General features: G+C 59.1%; 15 protein-coding genes. 7 read left to right on the plus strand and 8 right to left on the minus strand.

What is annotated here, in order from left to right; all coding sequences use genetic code 11:
• The first annotated feature begins 81 nt into the window (after positions 1–81).
• The 7 genes from HXX25_RS04110 (at position 82) to HXX25_RS04140 (ending at position 5,304) form a co-directional block, all read left to right on the plus strand.
• Complete coding sequence (locus HXX25_RS04110) at positions 82–702, plus strand: hypothetical protein (RefSeq protein WP_187167246.1); 621 nt, start codon at positions 82–84, stop codon at positions 700–702.
• Entirely contained in the window at positions 702–1,451 is a 750-nt protein-coding gene (gene sufC, locus HXX25_RS04115) for a Fe-S cluster assembly ATPase SufC (protein ID WP_187167247.1), read from the plus strand. The genes HXX25_RS04110 and sufC overlap by 1 nt, the downstream gene beginning before the upstream one ends.
• The gene (locus HXX25_RS04120) at positions 1,451–2,560 is read left to right on the plus strand and encodes a SufD family Fe-S cluster assembly protein (protein WP_187167248.1); all 1,110 of its coding nucleotides are present in this window, start codon (positions 1,451–1,453) and stop codon (positions 2,558–2,560) included. Before sufC ends, HXX25_RS04120 begins: the two co-directional genes overlap by 1 nt.
• Positions 2,557–3,795: an aminotransferase class V-fold PLP-dependent enzyme gene (locus HXX25_RS04125; RefSeq protein WP_187167249.1), complete on the plus strand. Its 1,239-nt coding sequence runs from the start codon at positions 2,557–2,559 to the stop codon at positions 3,793–3,795. Before HXX25_RS04120 ends, HXX25_RS04125 begins: the two co-directional genes overlap by 4 nt.
• On the plus strand, positions 3,796–4,221 hold the full coding sequence (locus HXX25_RS04130) for an SUF system Fe-S cluster assembly protein (RefSeq protein ID WP_187167250.1): 426 nt from the start codon (positions 3,796–3,798) through the stop codon (positions 4,219–4,221).
• An 11-nt stretch (positions 4,222–4,232) separates the two neighbouring features.
• Positions 4,233–4,586 carry an iron-sulfur cluster assembly accessory protein gene (locus HXX25_RS04135; RefSeq protein ID WP_233346869.1) on the plus strand — a complete coding sequence of 118 codons (354 nt, stop codon included), beginning with the start codon at positions 4,233–4,235 and terminating at the stop codon, positions 4,584–4,586.
• Positions 4,587–4,710: 124 nt separating this feature from the next.
• Positions 4,711–5,304: a glutathione S-transferase family protein gene (locus HXX25_RS04140; RefSeq protein ID WP_233346871.1), complete on the plus strand. Its 594-nt coding sequence runs from the start codon at positions 4,711–4,713 to the stop codon at positions 5,302–5,304.
• On the opposite strand, the gene HXX25_RS04145 is transcribed toward HXX25_RS04140, so the two are convergent.
• From HXX25_RS04145 to HXX25_RS04180, 8 genes are all read right to left on the minus strand, one after another.
• Complete coding sequence (locus HXX25_RS04145; RefSeq protein WP_187167253.1) at positions 5,274–6,002, minus strand: TMEM175 family protein; 729 nt, start codon at positions 6,000–6,002, stop codon at positions 5,274–5,276. The two genes, HXX25_RS04140 and HXX25_RS04145, sit on opposite strands and share 31 nt — an antisense overlap.
• Positions 6,003–6,058: 56 nt before the next feature.
• On the minus strand, positions 6,059–7,108 hold the full coding sequence (locus HXX25_RS04150; protein ID WP_187167254.1) for a GGDEF domain-containing protein: 1,050 nt from the start codon (positions 7,106–7,108) through the stop codon (positions 6,059–6,061).
• Between the two features lie 109 nt (positions 7,109–7,217).
• Positions 7,218–8,669, minus strand: coding sequence for a DEAD/DEAH box helicase (locus tag HXX25_RS04155; RefSeq protein ID WP_187167255.1), 1,452 nt, complete (start codon positions 8,667–8,669; stop codon positions 7,218–7,220).
• A gap of 119 nt (positions 8,670–8,788) precedes the next feature.
• Positions 8,789–10,057: an amidohydrolase family protein gene (locus tag HXX25_RS04160; RefSeq protein WP_187167256.1), complete on the minus strand. Its 1,269-nt coding sequence runs from the start codon at positions 10,055–10,057 to the stop codon at positions 8,789–8,791.
• Positions 10,057–11,478, minus strand: coding sequence for an amidohydrolase (locus HXX25_RS04165; protein ID WP_187167257.1), 1,422 nt, complete (start codon positions 11,476–11,478; stop codon positions 10,057–10,059). The genes HXX25_RS04160 and HXX25_RS04165 overlap by 1 nt, the downstream gene beginning before the upstream one ends.
• Before the next feature lie 73 nt (positions 11,479–11,551).
• Positions 11,552–13,651, minus strand: coding sequence for a DNA topoisomerase IV subunit B (gene parE / locus HXX25_RS04170; RefSeq protein WP_187167258.1), 2,100 nt, complete (start codon positions 13,649–13,651; stop codon positions 11,552–11,554).
• Positions 13,652–13,689: 38 nt separating this feature from the next.
• Positions 13,690–14,298, minus strand: a complete 609-nt coding sequence (locus HXX25_RS04175; RefSeq protein WP_187167259.1) for a hypothetical protein — start codon at positions 14,296–14,298, stop codon at positions 13,690–13,692.
• 39 nt (positions 14,299–14,337) lie between these two features.
• Positions 14,338–17,541: an autotransporter outer membrane beta-barrel domain-containing protein gene (locus HXX25_RS04180; RefSeq protein WP_187167260.1), complete on the minus strand. Its 3,204-nt coding sequence runs from the start codon at positions 17,539–17,541 to the stop codon at positions 14,338–14,340.
• Positions 17,542–17,669: the final 128 nt, after the last annotated feature.

Below are 17,669 nucleotides of genomic sequence, written 5' to 3' on the forward strand. Positions count from 1 at the left end.
GACCCGAGGGTCCATCAATAATGATCGATGGATACCCGGGTCAGGCCCGGGTACCCCGGTTATGGATGGGAGCGCTTCATCATGATCGAACTCGCACTCGCGGCAGCGCTGATGGCGCAGGACGCAGGTCTGCCGTCATGCAGCGAGCTGGAAAGCGGCACGCCCCACCAGAATTGCTCGCTGCAAACAGTGGGCGATCACGCCTTTATCCTCACCTTCGAATTCTCGCCGCTGGATGATCGCCGTGAGATGATTGATGCGACGGTGCGATATGCCGACGGTATGCTGGCCCAGACGATGAGCTATGCCACGGAAAGCTTTTTCTACCCCAGCCTGATCGATCTGAATGGTGACGGCATGGAAGAATTGCTCGTTCCGCTGGAAACCGGCAACGTCAACACGACCTACAGCCTCGCCATAGGCACGGAATACGGCTTTGAATGGACGTCCTACGAGCTGAATGGCTATGGCGTGGACCCGCTTGGCGACGGCATGTTCAAGGTCTCGGCGCGCGGCAGCGCGATTGCGCACTATGTCGAGTTTTACCGCATGGACGGCACCGTGCTTGAGAATCTCGCCTCGATTGAACTGAGCTATGACGGCGTAGAAACCGAGGATGACGGACCCAATTGCCGCCTGACAAATGGCGGCGAAGATTTAGGAGAGGCGCACTATTGCGGCCTCGCAATGGATAATCAGTAATGCTTGAGATCACAAACCTCCACGCGACTGTCGGTGACGACAAGCCGATCCTGAAAGGCTTGGACCTGTCCGTGCCCAAGGGCGAGGTGCACGCCATTATGGGCCCGAACGGCTCGGGCAAATCGACCCTGTCCTATGTGCTGACCGGCCGGAATGGCTATGAAGTGACGGACGGCACGATCATTTACGATGGCGAGGATGTCGCCGATATGGCGCCGGAAGAACGGGCGGCCAAAGGCCTCTTCCTGTCCTTCCAGTATCCGGTGGAAATCCCCGGCGTGCCGACCCTGACCTTCATGAAGGAAGCGCTGAACGCGCAGCGCCGCGCCCGTGGAGAGGATGAAATGTCCGCACCCGATTTCATGAAGCATGTCCGGGAAAAGGCAAAGCTTCTAAATATTTCTGGCGATATGTTAAAGCGGCCTGTGAATGTCGGCTTCTCGGGCGGCGAAAAGAAACGCTTGGAGATTCTGCAGGCCGCTGTTCTGGAGCCGCGTTTCCTCATTTTGGATGAAACCGATAGCGGGCTGGACATTGACGCGCTGAAAGTTGTCTCCGATGGCGTCAATGCCCTGCGCGCTCCGGAGCGCGGCATGCTGGTCATTACCCACTATCAACGCCTGCTGGATCACATCGCCCCCGACGTCGTCCATGTGATGAGCGACGGGAAGATCGTGGCATCCGGCGGCCCGGAGCTCGCAAAGGAGCTGGAGGCCGAAGGCTACGATAAATATGTGAGGGCGGCCTGATGGCTGTACTGGAACCGACAAATACGCTGGATCAGGTATTAGCCCCGTTCAAGGGTGCTACCGGCTGGCGCGGTGAATTTGCGAAACGTCTGAAAAAGGACGGTTTGCCGACAAAGCGCGATGAGGACTGGAAATGGTCGGATGTGGCGCGGGCCACCAAGGGCATAACCGGCTATGGCAAGGTTCAGTTCCGGTCGTCGGTCAATCCGGAGTGGACCGAAGTGCGCCGCTCGGCCAGCCAGGACTTCTTTGCCAATCTGCTGGCTTTCGCCGGTGTGATGAATGTCACCTATTTCGAGCCCCGGAATTTGACCGTGCTCGATCTCGATTTCCGTGCCACACGCGGGGTGTCGCAGGCCGCCGCCTCCATTGTCGGCGCGGCGGGCAATAATATCCGCGTGCATGAACACTATTCTTCCGAGGAACAGGCATTCAGCGCCATCGGCGTAGATTATGTGGTCGGGCCGGGCGCGCGCGTCGAACGCGTCATCCTTATTGATGAAGCGCCCAAATCCGTTCTGCTCCTGTCGAGCGGCGTCACGCTGCACGAGACCGGTGAATTCATCCAGACCGTTGTCACCCAGGGCGGCAAGCTGGTGCGTCACGAAACCCAGCTGCATTCCGCTGGCAAGGGCGCCAAGGCGACGCTGAACGGCGCGTATCTGGTCGGAAAGGGCGCCCACGCTGACCTGACTACACGGGTCAAGATGCATGGGCCCGGCGGTACGCTGTCCCAGCTGACCAAGGGCATCGCCTATGGCGGGGGTCATGGCGTCTTCCAGGGCAAAATCCATGTCGATCAGGCGGCCCAGAAAACCGACGCGAAAATGACCCACAAGGGTATGATCATCGACGAGAAATCCGAGATTGATGCCAAGCCCGAGCTGGAAATCTATGCCGATGATGTCGAGTGCGCGCATGGCAATGCCATCGGCACGCTGGATGAAATGGCGCTCTTCTACATGCAGCAGCGCGGCCTGCCGGAAGCCGAGGCCCGACGCCTGCTGGTGGAAAGCTTCCTCGACGAAACACTCGCTGAAATCTCGCATGAAAAAACGGCCGGGACGATCCGCGGCCTGATGTCGAAACGCTTGAAGGACCTAGTATGACCGCACACACGCCCATAAAGGCGCTGGATATCGCGGCGATCCGGTCGGAATTTCCGATCCTGAAGCGCGAGATCAATGGCAAGCCACTGGTCTATCTCGACAATGCTGCCTCGGCCCAGAAGCCGGAAGCCGTGATCGAGGCGGTCGCCGACGTCTATCGCCATTCCTATGCCAATGTGCATCGCGGCCTGCATACGCTCGCCAATGAGGCCACAGAGGCGTTTGAAGGCGCACGGGGCAAGATCGCATCCTTCCTGGGTGCGGACCGCGCTGAGCAGATCGTCCTGACCCGCGGAGCGACCGAAGCCATCAATCTCGTCGCCAATTCCTTCGGGCAAACCCTGAGCGAAGGCGACGAGATCATCATCAGCCAGATGGAGCACCACGCCAACATCGTTCCCTGGCAGCTGGCCGCAGAGCGCAGCGGCGCGGTCGTGAAATGGTGCCCCGTCACGGAGACCGGCGAGCTGGATTATGACGCGCTGGCCGGGCTGATGAGCGCGAAAACGAAGCTCGTCGCCATGGTGCACATGTCCAACGTGCTGGGCACGGCAAATGATGCGGCCCGTATCGTGCAGCTGGCCCATGACAATGGCGCGGCCGTGCTGCTCGATGGCTCCCAGTCCGCTGTCCATATGCTGGTCGATGTCGCCGAGCTGGGCTGTGATTTCTTCGTCTTTACCGGCCACAAGCTTTATGGTCCGTCCGGCGCAGGTGCGTTGTATGCGTCCGGCGACTGGCTGGATCGCCTGCCGCCCTGGCAGGGCGGCGGTGAAATGATCGCCGATGTCTATGAGGACCGGTCGACCTGGGCGGATGTCCCGCACAAATTCGAGGCCGGAACGCCCGCCATCGCTGATGTGATCGGACTGGGCGCTGCGATCGACTGGGTGGGCCGCTTTGACCGCATCGCCGTGATGGAGCATGAGCGCGCCTTGCTCGACCGCGCCACCCGCGGCGTCGCCGCCATGGACGGCGTAAAGCTTATCGGCACAGCGCAGGACAAGGGCGCGATCCTGTCTTTCGCCATGGAGGGGGCTCACGCCCACGATTTGGCGCAATTGCTGGACAAGTATGGCGTCGCCGTACGCGCCGGCCATCACTGTGCCCAACCGCTGATGCGCCGCTTTGGAGTCGACTCCACTGTGCGCGCCAGTTTCGCCATTTACAACACAACCGACGAAGTCGATGCCTTTCTCGAGGCATTGAAAAAAGCGAAAAGCTTCCTCATCTAGATGACTGATATGACAGATAATGCCCGCGATATGATTGACCTGTCTGCCAGGCCGAATGCCGACCCGGTGACGGAAGCGCCGTCCGCGCCTTCTGCACCGTCCAGCATCCCGGCCGACGAGCTGGAACGGATCACAGCAGACGTCGTCGAGGCCATGAAAACCGTGTTCGATCCGGAAATCCCGGTCGACATTTACGAGCTGGGTCTGATCTACAAGGTTGATCTCGACGATGACCGCACCATGCACATCACCATGACGCTGACCGCCCCGGGTTGCCCGGTGGCCGGCGAAATGCCGATGTGGGTCCACGACGCGGCTCAGGCCGTGAAAGGCGTGGAGCGCGTAAAGGTCGACCTCGTCTTCGAACCGCCCTGGACGCCGGATCGTATGACCGATGAAGCGCGGCTTGCGCTGAACATGCTATAGGCAAAATGAAAATGACCCAGAAACAGGCCCTCACCATTTCCGAAACTGCCGCCGCGCGTGTCAAGGACATCATGGCCTCGCGCGGCGCGGGGTATCTGCGCGTGGGCGTCAAGAAGGGCGGCTGCGCCGGTATGGAATATGTGATGGACTACATCACGGCCCCTGAACCGCTGGACGAGATCGTCGAGGACAAGGGGGTGACCATCGTCGTGGATGCGACATCGCTCCTGTTTCTCCTCGGGTCGGAAATTCATTGGGATGTCACGCCGATTTCCTCGAAATTCGTTTTCCGCAATCCGAACGAGACCGATGCCTGTGGCTGCGGTGAAAGTGTCACGCTCGTTCCGGCCCAGCAGGCGTCCTGAGAGACCTCTGCTTGAATGCTGTTAAAAGGCATTCGCCGCAGGGCCCGTTTCGAATTAAGTAGATGGATGTGCGGAGGTTAGCTGAGCCTTGCGCCGAGTTGAGGGATGTCCATTGAAACTTCTGATGACCGAAACCTCCCCCTATGCGCGGAAGTGCCGGATGCTGATCCGCGAACAGGGCCTGACCGCGCGGATCGAGGAAGTGGAAGCCTTGCCGCTGGATGATCCCGACGATTTGCTGTCCAGCAATCCGCTGGGCAAGGTCCCGGCGCTGATCCGCGACGGTGCGACCTCTCTGGTCGACAGTCCGTTGATCTGTGAATACATCGACAGCCTCAATGAAGACCGCTGGATCCCGAAATCCGGGACGTCGCGCTGGCGGGTTCTGCGCTTTCAGGCCATTGCCGACGGCATTCTCGATCTCGCCGTGGGCCGCCGCGTGGAGATGACGCGTCCAGAGGACAAGCGTTTCGACTTCTGGATCGAGCGTCAGGAGAACGGCATACGCCGCTCGCTCGACCTGCTGGAATCCGAAGCCGACAAATTTGCCGGCGGCTTTGATCTGGGCGGAATGGCGATTGCTGTTGCGCTTGGCTATCTCGATTTCCGCTATCCGGAGAGCGAATGGCGGACCGGCCGCGATCGTTTGACGGCCTTTCATGAAAAATGGGCGGAACGCCCGTCCTATCAGTCGACAGAGCCACCCGCCGCGGCCTGAACCGCATCCGCCCGCTGTCGGGCGCGCCGCGTCAGAAAGATCATTACTGGACCGATCAGGAAATAGACGCAGCCGCCCATGGGCGAGAACTGATCCGGCAGGAGCAGGGCGGTCAGTGCAGCGAGGCCTGAAATGGCAATGGCGGCCAGCCCCTGATGAACTTCCAGTCGCGTCAATATGCGTTCTGCCGGGCTCAGTTCCAGATCATCCGCGCGTTTCAGTGCATGCGCGTAGAGCAGGGCAAAAACGCCAAAGACCGCTGCATATCCCAGCGCATAGATTACGATAAACCACTGGACCTGTTCGAGCGGCAGCACCGCGGCGATTTCCGCTCCGGACCGGTAGTATCCGGTGAAGAAATTCACCAGGAAAAGCGCCAAGAATTTCAGCGGATAGGCGAAGATCATGATCAGAAACAGCACGACGGCGTTCAGGAGCACTGTCGGGCCATCATCTAGCCCATAGCGACGATGAAAGGCGTGGTGCTTGGACCAGATCAAAAGGACGAGCGCGAAACACATCGCGACTGCGATCGCCTCCCGCCACAGGCTGATCAGATTATCGAAAGTGGTCGGAACCGATGACGCGACAATCAGCGTCAGCGACAGGGCGAATACAATGTCGGAGAAGTTCTCGACCCGCGTGACGTCGCGTCCGCGCCAGACAAAATGCGTCTCGGAGGAGGAGTGTTTGGTCAAGGAAAAAGCCCCGGCTGGTTACCGGGGCTCAGACTAAAGTGAAATTCTCTTTGTCGCTAGGCGGCAGACTTGACGCTGTTCGACGTTTCCGTCGTGACGCGGTTGCGGCCAGCCTTTTTCGATTTGTAAAGATTGGCATCCGCGCGTTCGATCAATTCTTCGATGGCTTCGCCATGCCGGTAGGTCGCAACGCCCAGAGAGATTGTGATATTCCCGAGATCTTCACTCGTTGATTTTCGCAGCAGGCGTTTACCTTCGACCGTCATGCGGATTTTCTCGGCAACGGCATTGGCTTCCATCAGGCTGGATTTCGGCATCACGACCGCGAATTCCTCGCCGCCATAGCGCGCCACCGTATGCGTGTCGCCGGCATTACGGGTCATGCAGCCAGCAACAAAGCGGATGATCTGATCGCCCGTTTGATGGCCCCAGGTATCGTTGAACCGTTTGAAGTGGTCGATGTCGCAAAGAATAAGGCACATGGATTCATTGTTTGAATCAGCAGACCGGCGGCCCTTGCGCAGCATTTCGTCAAACCGCTTGCGGTTGGCAATGCCGGTGAGGGCGTCGGTCATGGATTCTTCGCGGACCCGCTCGAGGTTCGAGCGCAGCTTGACCACTTCGCTCGACGTCTCATGCAAGCGCCGCTCGAGTTCGCGCGACCGTTCCTGCATCCGATTGGTTGCCGCCACCAGAGACTGGACCACGCTGCGAACCTGTGACGGATCGGCGTTTTCGTCGAACGCGCCCTCGGCACCGGCGAGTGTCTCGCCATATTCCGCCGTGTGCTGTTCGGCCGCTTTCAGGGTTTCGCGGACCTGGGCCAGTTCTTTGCCCATTGCGCCGGAGCTGGCCATAACCGCTTCCTGGATTTTGGCGATGGCGAAGTGTTCGTCATACATCCGGTCGCAGAAAGTCTGATTGAAGGGTTCGCCCTTTTCGAGGCGCGCCGTCATGGCATCACACAGTTCAGGGATGGAGTCGGATGCGAAACTGGAGAACACCGCATAGTTTTCCGGTGTCGGCGCGACGTCATACCGCTCCATCATTTCGAGCGTTTCTTTCGCGAGTGTGCGACCTTCTGGTCCTTGCAATCGTCCGTTCACGGCCAACCCCTTGATATCCGGCTTCACGGTGAAGCGCGACAGAATCGCGATTCGAGTTGCATTAAATATGGATCAGAAACGGAAAGAAGCGGTAAACAGCAAAGGGAAATCAGCCTTCGATGTTGAAAAAAGCGGGCACGTCGTTGCCAAAGCCTTTGAACCGATCGCCATCCTGTTGCGCGTTTCGTCCGGACCGTTCGCGCCGGGGCGCAGGCTTGTCCGGCTTTTGCGCGGGCTTCGGGGCCGAATGGTTCTTGTCACGGTTGGAAACCGGTTCGGCTTTCGCGGGCGCGTCTGCTTCGACGCTAACGGTTTGATCTTTCCTGGGGCGGCGGCCTCGGCGGGAACGGCCGGCTGGCTTTTCCTCTGCGTCGTCGGCTTCAGGCTCTGCAGGCGATGCCGGCGCGGCTTTGGCAGGTGCGGAATGACCTGATTTGCCAAAATCCACCGCTTCGATTTTCTTGCCCAGCATTTTCTCGACAGCTGCGAGATTTTTCTCGTCTGCCGGTCCCACAATCGTTACCGCTTCGCCTGCAAGGCCCGCGCGGCCCGTTCGGCCAATGCGGTGGACATAGTCCTCGGCATTGTGCGGTACATCAAAGTTGAAGACGTGGCTCACCGCCGGAATATCCAAGCCACGGGCCGCGACATCGCTGGCCACAAGGAAGCGGAGCTTGTCGGACTTGAAGTCATCCAGCGTCTTGGTGCGTGTAGACTGATCGAGGTCGCCGTGAATCGGAGCGGCTGACAGGCCATGCTTGACCAGAGAGCGGGCGACAATGTCGACATCGCGCTTGCGGTTACAGAAGATGATGCCGTTCTTGACGCCGTCGCGATCAAGCGCCTTGCGGAGCATGTCGCGCTTGGCGGCGGGCGTTTTGTCTTTTACCCGCGCCTGAAGCTGGGTGATGGTTGTGGCGGTTGAGGCCTGACGCGAGACTTCGACGCGTTCCGGTTCGTGCATGAAACGGTCAACCAGTGACTTGATTTCCGGCGGCATGGTGGCCGAGAAAAATAGGGTCTGGCGTTTGGCAGGCAGGGTTTTCAGAATGCGCTCGATGTCCGGAATGAAGCCCATATCCAGCATCCGGTCGGCTTCATCGATCACCAGAATCTGGACGCCGTTCAGCAAAACCTTGCCACGCTCGAACTGGTCGAGCAGGCGGCCCGGTGTCGCGATCACGACATCGGCACCCTTGTTCAGGATTTCTTCCTGCGGGCCAAAGGCTACGCCGCCGATCAGCAGGACTTTCGTCAGCTTTGTATTCTTGGCGTAATTGTCAAAGTTTTCGGCGATCTGGGCCGCCAGTTCCCGCGTCGGTGACAGAATCAGCGAGCGGGGCATACGCGCCTTTGCGCGGCCCTTGGACAGGCGTTCGATCAGGGGCAGAGTGAAGGATGCCGTTTTTCCGGTGCCGGTCTGGGCAATGCCGAGAACGTCCTTGCCGGCCAATGCGTGTGGAATGGCGCCCGCCTGAATAGGGGTTGGCGCTTTGTAGCCAACTGCATCTAGGGCATCGAGTAGTTTCTGGCCGAGGCCAAGGTCCGAAAAGGATGTCATGAATTAGGTATCTAGCCGTCCAAAAAGGGTTACGGTCGCGCCTCAAACAGAAACGCGACCGTCCATAAAGTTGGCGGCACCATACGAATGGCGCCGGTTGTGTCAATCAGTGTGACCCTTTAGTCGCGATATCCAAAGGGCGTTGTGTCTTCCATGTCAGTATAGCGATCCCGCAAGCGGGTCTGACGAGACGTCAAATCCGTGTCCTCGCCATCTATGATGACGTGTGTCGGGGCCGACATCACCTCCAGCGGATCACCGTCCCAGACGACCACATCCGCCATATAACCCGCAGCCAGAGCGCCATACTGGTCACCCACGCCATAGATTTCGGCCGGCGTCAGTGTAATGGCCCGGAAAGCGGCATCCCAGGAAACGCCATTGGTCACGGCGTTACCGGCATGTTGCGGCAGCAGGCGGGCATTGAAATATCCGTCTGCGGTTTGCGTTGTGTAGGCGACCGTAACGCCGGCCTGATCGAGACGCGCGGCTGATTCCAGTGTAGAGCCCAGTGCATCGAAAGAGGAGGGCAGGTTGCGCATGGGATCCATCAATACCGGGATTCCCGACGCGGCCAGTTCCTCGGCCACCATCCACGCTTCGGCACCGCCTGATATCACGAGGCGCAGAGGGGCATTTTCCGCCGCGAACCGGATCGCCCTTCGGATGTCTGTCGCCCGGTCAACTTCAAGGATGAGCGGAATACGTCCGCGGACCACATCGACCAGTGCCGCTGCGTCATAGCGGTTCAGCGCATCGCCATGACCGGACGCATAGCGGCCCGGATAGGCGCGGGCATCACCGAATGCCGCTTCCAGATAGGCCCAGGCCGCAGAGCGTGATCCGCCTGCTGTACCGGCACCGGACTGGCTGAGATCGGCAAAGACGAAACTTTGCGTCTCGAACAGGGCATCCATGTCTCCGCTGGCATTCCCCAGAGCGCCCAGACCCGCGAACAGGTTGGAACCGGTCGACGGAACGACGGCAAAACGGGTGATGCCTTCCATCCGCGATGTGGCGAGATAGGTGCCATTCGGATTGAAACTGTCGGCGACATCCAGCGCGACAGAGAAATCGCTGCTCGAGGCCGAGGCATCATTTGTGGCATCTTCGAGTGCCACTTCGATCAGGCCCAGCTGGGTATACGGCGCAAAAATGCCGGGTGTGATCCAGCCACCATTGGCATCAATTGTCTCGATGCCATCCGGCACCTCGATATCGGCACCCACAGAGACGATAACGCCATCGCGGATCAATACGCCGCCAGATGATATCTGTCCCTGATCGGTATTGGTGACGATCCGGCCATTCAAAATGGCGAGATCCTGTGCCGTCGCGGCGCTGGTCAGTGCCGCTCCGGCGGCGAGAAGTGTAACGAGCGTTCTCATCAGTCGTCTCCCTCACCAATCTGTCCGAGGTCAAAATCGCTGACCGGTTGCACGCCATTGGCGCGGTCATACATCAATGCACCGTCGATAAAGACCTCATCCGCCTGTGCGTAGGTGGAGAAGGGGTGGGCCGACCAGATTACCAGATCGGCGCGCTTGCCCACTTCCAGAGAGCCGGTCTCATCAGCAATCCCCAATGCCTGTGCGGGGTTTGATGTGAACCAGGCGACCGCCTCGGCATCGGAGATTTCAAGTCCCATACGACGGCCATCGGACAGAGCCTTCGCGACCTCCTGATTGAGCCTTTGAATGCCCAGCGCATCATCCGAATGGATCATCGCGCAGGCGCCGTTGGCGTGGGTGAGGGCGAGGTTTTCGCGGATCGTATCATAAGCTTCCATCTTGAAGCCGCCCCAGTCTGCCCAGACAGCAGCGCAAATGCCGGCTTCCGCGAGAAGGTCGGGAATCTGATAGGCTTCCACAGCGTGGTGGAAGGTTGTGACCTGGTAGTCGAATTCCTGGCTGAGATCGATGATCTGTGCCATCTGGTCGGCACGATAGCAGTGCATCTGAACCAGAATTTCGCCTTCCAGAACCCCCATCATGGTCTCGAGCTCGAGATCACGGGTCGGCGGAGAATTGTTTTCGGGATCGTCCCAGTATTCATGCCAGCTGTCGCGATAGTCGGCTGCCCGGATCCAGTTGGCACGGTAACCGGCCATATTGCCCATATCCGTCGCCGGAGAAGTATTCCGGTTGCCATAGACGCGCGACGGATTTTCACCGCACGCCATTTTCAATGTGTAAGGCGCGCCCGGGAATTTCATGTCCTGCACCGTCCGGCCCGCGACATTGCGAAGCGTGACGCCGCGACCGCCGAACAGATTGCCGGAGCCCGGCAGGACGTGAAGCGTGGTGACGCCGCCCGCCAGTGCCCGGGCAAATCCGGGGTCCTGGGGCCAGACCGAGTGCTCAGCCCAGACTTCGGACGTATTCGGTTGCGTCAGTTCATTGCCGTCAGAATGTGCATCGACTTGCGGCGAGGGATAATCGCCCAGATGGGAGTGAATATCGATGACGCCGGGTGTGATGTACCGGCCTTCCGCATTGATCACAATCGCGCCTTCGGGCGCTTCCAGGCCCTGTCCAACGGCGGAAATCCGGCCATTTTCCAGCAGGATGTCGCCACTATCGATCTGGTTGCCCGCGCCATCAAAAATGGTCGCGCCGGTAATCAGCGTGGTTTCGCCCTGTGGGGGTGAATAGGTTGAGGGGTAGGGATCGAGATCAACGCGAACGATGTCTGTCGCCGCGTCATCATCCGCGTCCGCACTGCCGGCGCCGCTATCCTGACCGCCCGAGCAGGCCGCCAATAATCCCGTGGCCAGCACAGCTGTCCATCGCTTCCAGTCCAGTGACATTATTTTTCCATCCCCTTTTTGAATTCATACTTTGAACGCGCATTGCCATTGAAACGGGTGCAGCGGCGTTGAGTCAAACGTCCAGTTCGGTTTCGGCAAATTGCGGCGCGTGATCCTGAATATACTGGAAGCGCAGTTCCGCTTTCTTGCCCATCAGTGTCTCCACCAGATCGGCAAAGGCCGGACGTCCCGAGGCCTCGAACGTAATGCGTGCCATCTGGCGTACAGACGGGTCCATTGTCGTTGATTTCAGCTGCGCCGGCGTCATTTCGCCCAGACCCTTGAAGCGGCCGATATCAACCTTTGCCCCGGTCTTGAATTCCGTTTTCAGAAGCGTTTCGCGATGCGCTTCGTCCCGGGCATAGACCGTCTTCGAGCCTTGCGTCAGACGATAGAGCGGCGGTTGAGCCAGATAGAGGCGGCCCGCTTCGATCAGGCGCGGCATGGCCGTATAGAAGAAGGTTATCAGAAGAGCCGCAATGTGCGCACCGTCCACATCGGCGTCGGTCATGATGATAATGCGCTCATAGCGCAAATCGTCCGGATTGAATTTCGCACCGGTCTGGACGCCCAGCGCCAGAAGAAGATCGCTGATCTCCTGATTGGCCGCCATCTTGTCAGCTGTCGCCGATGCCACATTCAGGATTTTCCCGCGCAGGGGCAGGATGGCCTGGGTTTTCCGGTCGCGCGCCTGTTTGGCAGAGCCACCAGCCGAATCGCCCTCGACCAGGAAAAGTTCGGTATTGTCAGAACCGGCTCTGGAACAGTCGGCGAGTTTGCCGGGTAGGCGCAAACGGCGCGACGCGGTTTGCCGCTTGACCTGCTTTTCCTTGCGGCGGCGCATGCGGTCTTCCGCGCGCTCGATGACCCAGGACAGGAGGATGTCGGCTTCTTTCGGCGCGCCGCCAAGCCAGTGATCAAACCGGTCGCGCACGGAATTTTCGACGATTCGGGTCGCTTCTGCGGTTGCAAGGCGATCCTTGGTCTGCCCCTGGAATTCAGGATCGTGAATAAAAACAGACACCAGCGCACCGGCGCCGCCCATCACGTCTTCCGGCGTAATGAGATTGCCTTTCTTGACTCCGGCCAGTTCGGCATAGGCGCGCAGGCCCTTTGTCAGCGCGTTGCGCAAGCCCTGCTCATGCGAGCCACCCTGAGGCGTTGGCACGGTATTGCAGAAGGACTGAACAAAGCCGTCCGCATCGCCAAAGCCGACGAGCGACCAGCTCACAGCCCATTCGACGGCACCGTGACCGGCTTCCTTTTCGATACGCCCGGCAAACTGGGATTGCGTCACCTGACTTTTCTTGCCGACGATCTCCGTCAACCGGTCTGACAATCCGCCCGGGAAATTGAGAACCGCCTGTGTTGGCGTATCTGTGCCGGCGACCAGTTCGGGATCGCAGGACCAGCGGATTTCAACGCCGCGGCGCAGGAAGGCTTTCGACCTTGCCATGGCAAACAGGCGTGCTGGTTTCAGCGTGGCCCGGCCATGGAAAATATCATCATCGGGTTTGAATCTGACGCTTGTGCCGCGCCGGTTTGGTGCCGCGCCGACTTTCTCCAGCTTGCCGATAGGTATCCCGCGCTCGAAAATCTGCCGCCAGAGCGTTTTTTCGCGGGCGACCTCCACTTCCAGCCGCTCGGAAAGCGCATTGACCACGGCCGCGCCGACTCCGTGAAGGCCGCCTGCGGTTTTATAGGACTTGTCGGAGAACTTGCCGCCCGCATGGAGCGTGGTGAAGACCACTTCCAGAGCGGATTTATCCTTGAATTTCGGGTGCGGTCCTGTGGGGATGCCGCGTCCATTGTCGGTGACGTTGACAAATCCGTCGGCATCGAGGCGGACTTCGATCCGGTCAGCCCAGCTGGCGACGACTTCATCCATGGAGTTGTCGAGCACTTCGGCAAACAGATGATGCAGGGCGCGCTCATCCGTGCCGCCAATATACATGCCCGGCCGGCGGCGAACGGCTTCCAGCCCTTCAAGCACCTCGATCGAGTCCGCATCATAAGCGGCCCCTCCCGGATTGGGTGCCGGACCGTCCGATGACATCGCGACAGGCTTCCCGGAGGGCGTTGCCGCGGGCTGGTTGTCAACGCTTTCAGCCGGCTTTTTGGCCGGCGGCGTCGGGGCAGAAAACAGGTCGTCTTGTTCAGGTTTGGCGCTCATTCGGCGATATTGCCCGAGTCGCAAACAGAAGGGGAGATTTAGAACACTCCCAGGAAGCGCCGATTCAGCCGGCGGCGGCAGTGCGAGATCTGGCTGTCATAGCGGGCGGCATCCGTGGCCACCTGATCTGCGGCGCGATTGAGCCAGCTGATATTGCGGTAGCTGCCATTATTATAGCCCGTATGGCCCTGATGATAGGCGAGGTATTGGCTGCGCGCATCCGTTGCCGCGATGCCGGACAGGCGTCCGCTCATATGTCCGTACCAACCGATAAAATCGACCGCATCGCCAAAATCATCCCGGTCCGCGAAACGCCGGCCGGTCTCTTCGCGATACCAGTCCCATGTGCCGTCCAGGGCTTGGGCATATCCGTAAGCGGATGAGGGGCGGCGGCCCGGAATGAAGCCCAATAAGCGTTGCCGGGCAGGGCGCGCATTGGCATCGAATGAGGATTCGCGTTTCAGAATAGCCAGCTGAATGCCCGGCGAAATGCCCCAGCGGTCTTCGCTCTGGCGAAGGTCGCGCCACCAGGCGCGATTGTCCTCGAGGATCAGACAGGCGTCATGCGTCTGTTCCGGCGGCGCGTGGCCGCACCCGGCAAGAACGCCTGTGATCAGGCAAAAGAGAAGGGCACGCAATGACTGCATGCCCCTTCTTTGACAGAAAGACGGTTAACCGCCGGTTTCCTAGAAGACCAGCCGTAGGACCAATCGGGCCGTGTGACGCACAAAGCCATCCCGCAGGTCGGCATCGTAATCAAACGAGAAGGTCGAATAATCTGAACCGGCCTGAAGGGCAAAACCGACAATGAACCCGCTGCCCGGCAGATCTTCGGACCGGAAGGAGAATTCATTGTTATAGCCGGCAAAGCGGGCGTTTGTGATCATCGGATCGCCGCTGAAGTCGTTGCGATAGCCAACCCGCATTTGCGGCGACCACCAGCTGGACGGCGAACCATAGAGCCCACCGACTGTAAAGCTGGCCGTCGAGGAGAAGGTCGAGCTTTCCCGATCATCCACGATCAGATCAATCCCGGCACCACCACCGGTTTCGGAGTAAGCGCTTTCATAAAGGCGCAGATAGTCGACGGACAGGGACGGACGTGCATACCAGCGGCCCATCTCGAAATCGCGAGCAAATCGCGCAGATGCGGCGTAATGATAGCCGGTCCAGTCCGCAATCGAGGTCTGGTCGAAAACGCCAATCAGCACCCGGCGCTCGGTCTCGAAACTGTCGACACCCGCGCCGGCGTAGAATTCACCGGCAAAAGCGCCGCCGAAATCGACACCGCCATAGACGCCCAACTGACCGGTCAGAGCCGTCATGGGCTGGTCAACACCATTGGATTCTTCAATCTCGCTGGCCGCGCCGACAAAATTCACACCCACAGCATAGAAGGGGCCCATCGGACGATCGACGCCACCCGCAATCCCGACGCCTTGTCCGCGGTATCCCGGGCCAAAGGAGGTTTGCTCCCGATCCGCAAAATAGCCGAATTCCTGCACCCAGATGCCGCCGGTTCCGTCCGGGCTGCGCCGGGCCGAGTCAAGTCGGCTTGAGAGGGCACCAATCGCACTGTCATTACTGGCGACAGCGAACTGGATGGCGCTGGCCGCATATTCCGGCAGAAGCTGGTCATAGGCTTCAAAGAAATCGGTTGAATTGCTCAGCGAGGCGAAAGCGGCACCCAGACGATCATTTTCTGACCAGGCTGTGAAGGCGGCATCATAAGCGGCCGCTCGGTTTTCATGCATACCCAGCTCGTCAGTTGTCTTCCTGCGGAGCGTCAGGACCAGCTGGTTAGGGTTGCTCGCATCGCGCGCCAGGGTTGTATTATAGAGATAAGGGGCGTTGGCATCTTGAAGGCTGTCGATTGCCGAATTGATGACCAGATTGCTGGCTTCCAGAACGATATATTCAGCACCGTCGCCGATCAGGTTGGCGAGCGAAGCCGTGACCGTCGAACCTTCATTGAAGGTAACCGTTTCAGATGCCGTGATAAAACGGGAATTCTCATCCAGTGTATCCACCTCGAACACGAGCCGCGACCCGTCGTTGAATGTCGCCTGACGGATATTCACGCTGGACGTGTTCTGCAGTTCCAGTTGTCCGTTCTCGACGAAAATGTCGAGATCACCATCGGAATCATTAATTGCGCCGACGACAGCCGCATTACCAGTAATGCTCAGCCGGTCAGCACCGTCGCCAAAATAGATATCGCCCTCAACGAGTCCGCCCTGGATGTCGGCAAAGTCATTTCCGGACCCGAAACGGATGTCGCCGCGGACCTGCCCGGAACCCTCGCGAGCAATCTCATCCGGCAAAAGCTGGCGGAAGGTCACGTCAATTGTAGAACGAGATACATCGATCGCGGTCCGGTTGACGACGGAAACGGGAGAACTGCTTGCGGTGCCATCGGGATCACTCTGAACTTCGGTCGACAAGGATCCGACGGTCGAGAAGATCAGACCGGTATTCTCGATCAGACCAACCGTGTTGGATTGATCGACAATGGCTGTTGCGCTTCCGACACCGAAATTCTCGACAAAGAAGTTGGACGCATTGCGGATGATCGGGACATTGGCACCGGCGAGAATGATCAGGCCAACGCTGCTTGAATTCTGGCCTGTTGCTGTCGCGCGGATGCCACCGGAGTTCTCGAAGACCGCCAGGGTCGCGCCATTGCCGATTTCCACGGAGCGGGCTTCAGCTTCATTGGCGCGGGCCGAAATCAGATTTTCGTTCAGAACGCCGCCTTCAATCGTCGTCGTCCGCAAGACATTATCGATCATCGAGCCGGAGATTCTCAACGCCGTCGAATTGAATCCGTCAAAGCGGCCATCCCCGGAAATCACGCCGCGATTCACGAAGCCGTAGTTGAACGTAATGTCTTCACTGCCTTCGACATCCGGGTCGGCCCCGAGGAAGACATTGCCGATAACAATATCGTTTCCGTTTCCAAGTTCGGGGGCAATCCAGAACGCCGGGGCTGTGGTGGCCGAAGCAATGCTGGCGGTCGTGCTGTCGCCGGTATATTCCGAACCCGCAAGAAAAATTCCGTTTGCGATATTGCTGCCCACCGTGACGGCCGAACCCGATATGAGCGTGTCGTCTTCATCCAGCAGGTTTTTGAAATTGTCCGGGACATTGCCTGCATAGCGGTAAGCCGTTGAATTGACCTGGCCGGCAACAACAAAGGCACCGCCGACATCACTCCTGATACGGATGCCGCTGGAGCCCGGTCCAATCGTGGCAATGTTGCCATCTACAACAAAATCACCGCTCAACCCGCCTCCCAGATCAATACCGTAGCTGTTTTCGCCGGTCACGGAAATCGTTCCGAGGCTTGTCAGATTGCCATCGATCATGGTCAGCAGGCGGATCCCGGCCGAATTGTTTCCGACCACGTCGATCACGCCGTTCGAGGTGTTCAGGACATCACCGATGAATGCTCCGGGACCAACGATCAGAATACCGGCGCGATCGCTGGCATTGGCAAACGGACCATCATTGTCACCATCGCCATCCTCATCGTTATTCACGAGCGCGCCCGTGACGGCGATTCGGCCATTATTCGTGATACCACCCGTCGTTCCGCCATTCACGAGAACGCCGGTCGCGCCGTCATTTCCCGTGGTATCTTCAATGGTTCCGCCATTGGCGAATGTGTTGTCGCTATCGACGGTCACGGCGGGCCCCGTGCCGCCATTGTCGGTCGTGATGGACACGCGGCCATTGGAACCGATGATCAGATTGTCCGGCGCACCGTCATTGATCGTGGACGTCCGGATGCCGTCATTGCGTTCTTCATCAACCGTGGTGTCGGCAAAGACCGGAGCCGAGGCAAAGGCAGCGCAAAGCGCGGTTGAGATCAGAAAACGATTCCGCATGGACAACTCTCAATTCGTAACAATCAAAGGCGTTAAGATGCACTTGGCCGAAGGTTTAGCCGAGCAGAAGCCGTCCGTCGACCACCCAACGCTGTTTGCAAATAAAAACGGCTGAAGCCCGAAAAGGA

This window comes from Hyphobacterium sp. CCMP332, assembly GCF_014323565.1.
Lineage (GTDB): Bacteria > Pseudomonadota > Alphaproteobacteria > Caulobacterales > Maricaulaceae > Hyphobacterium.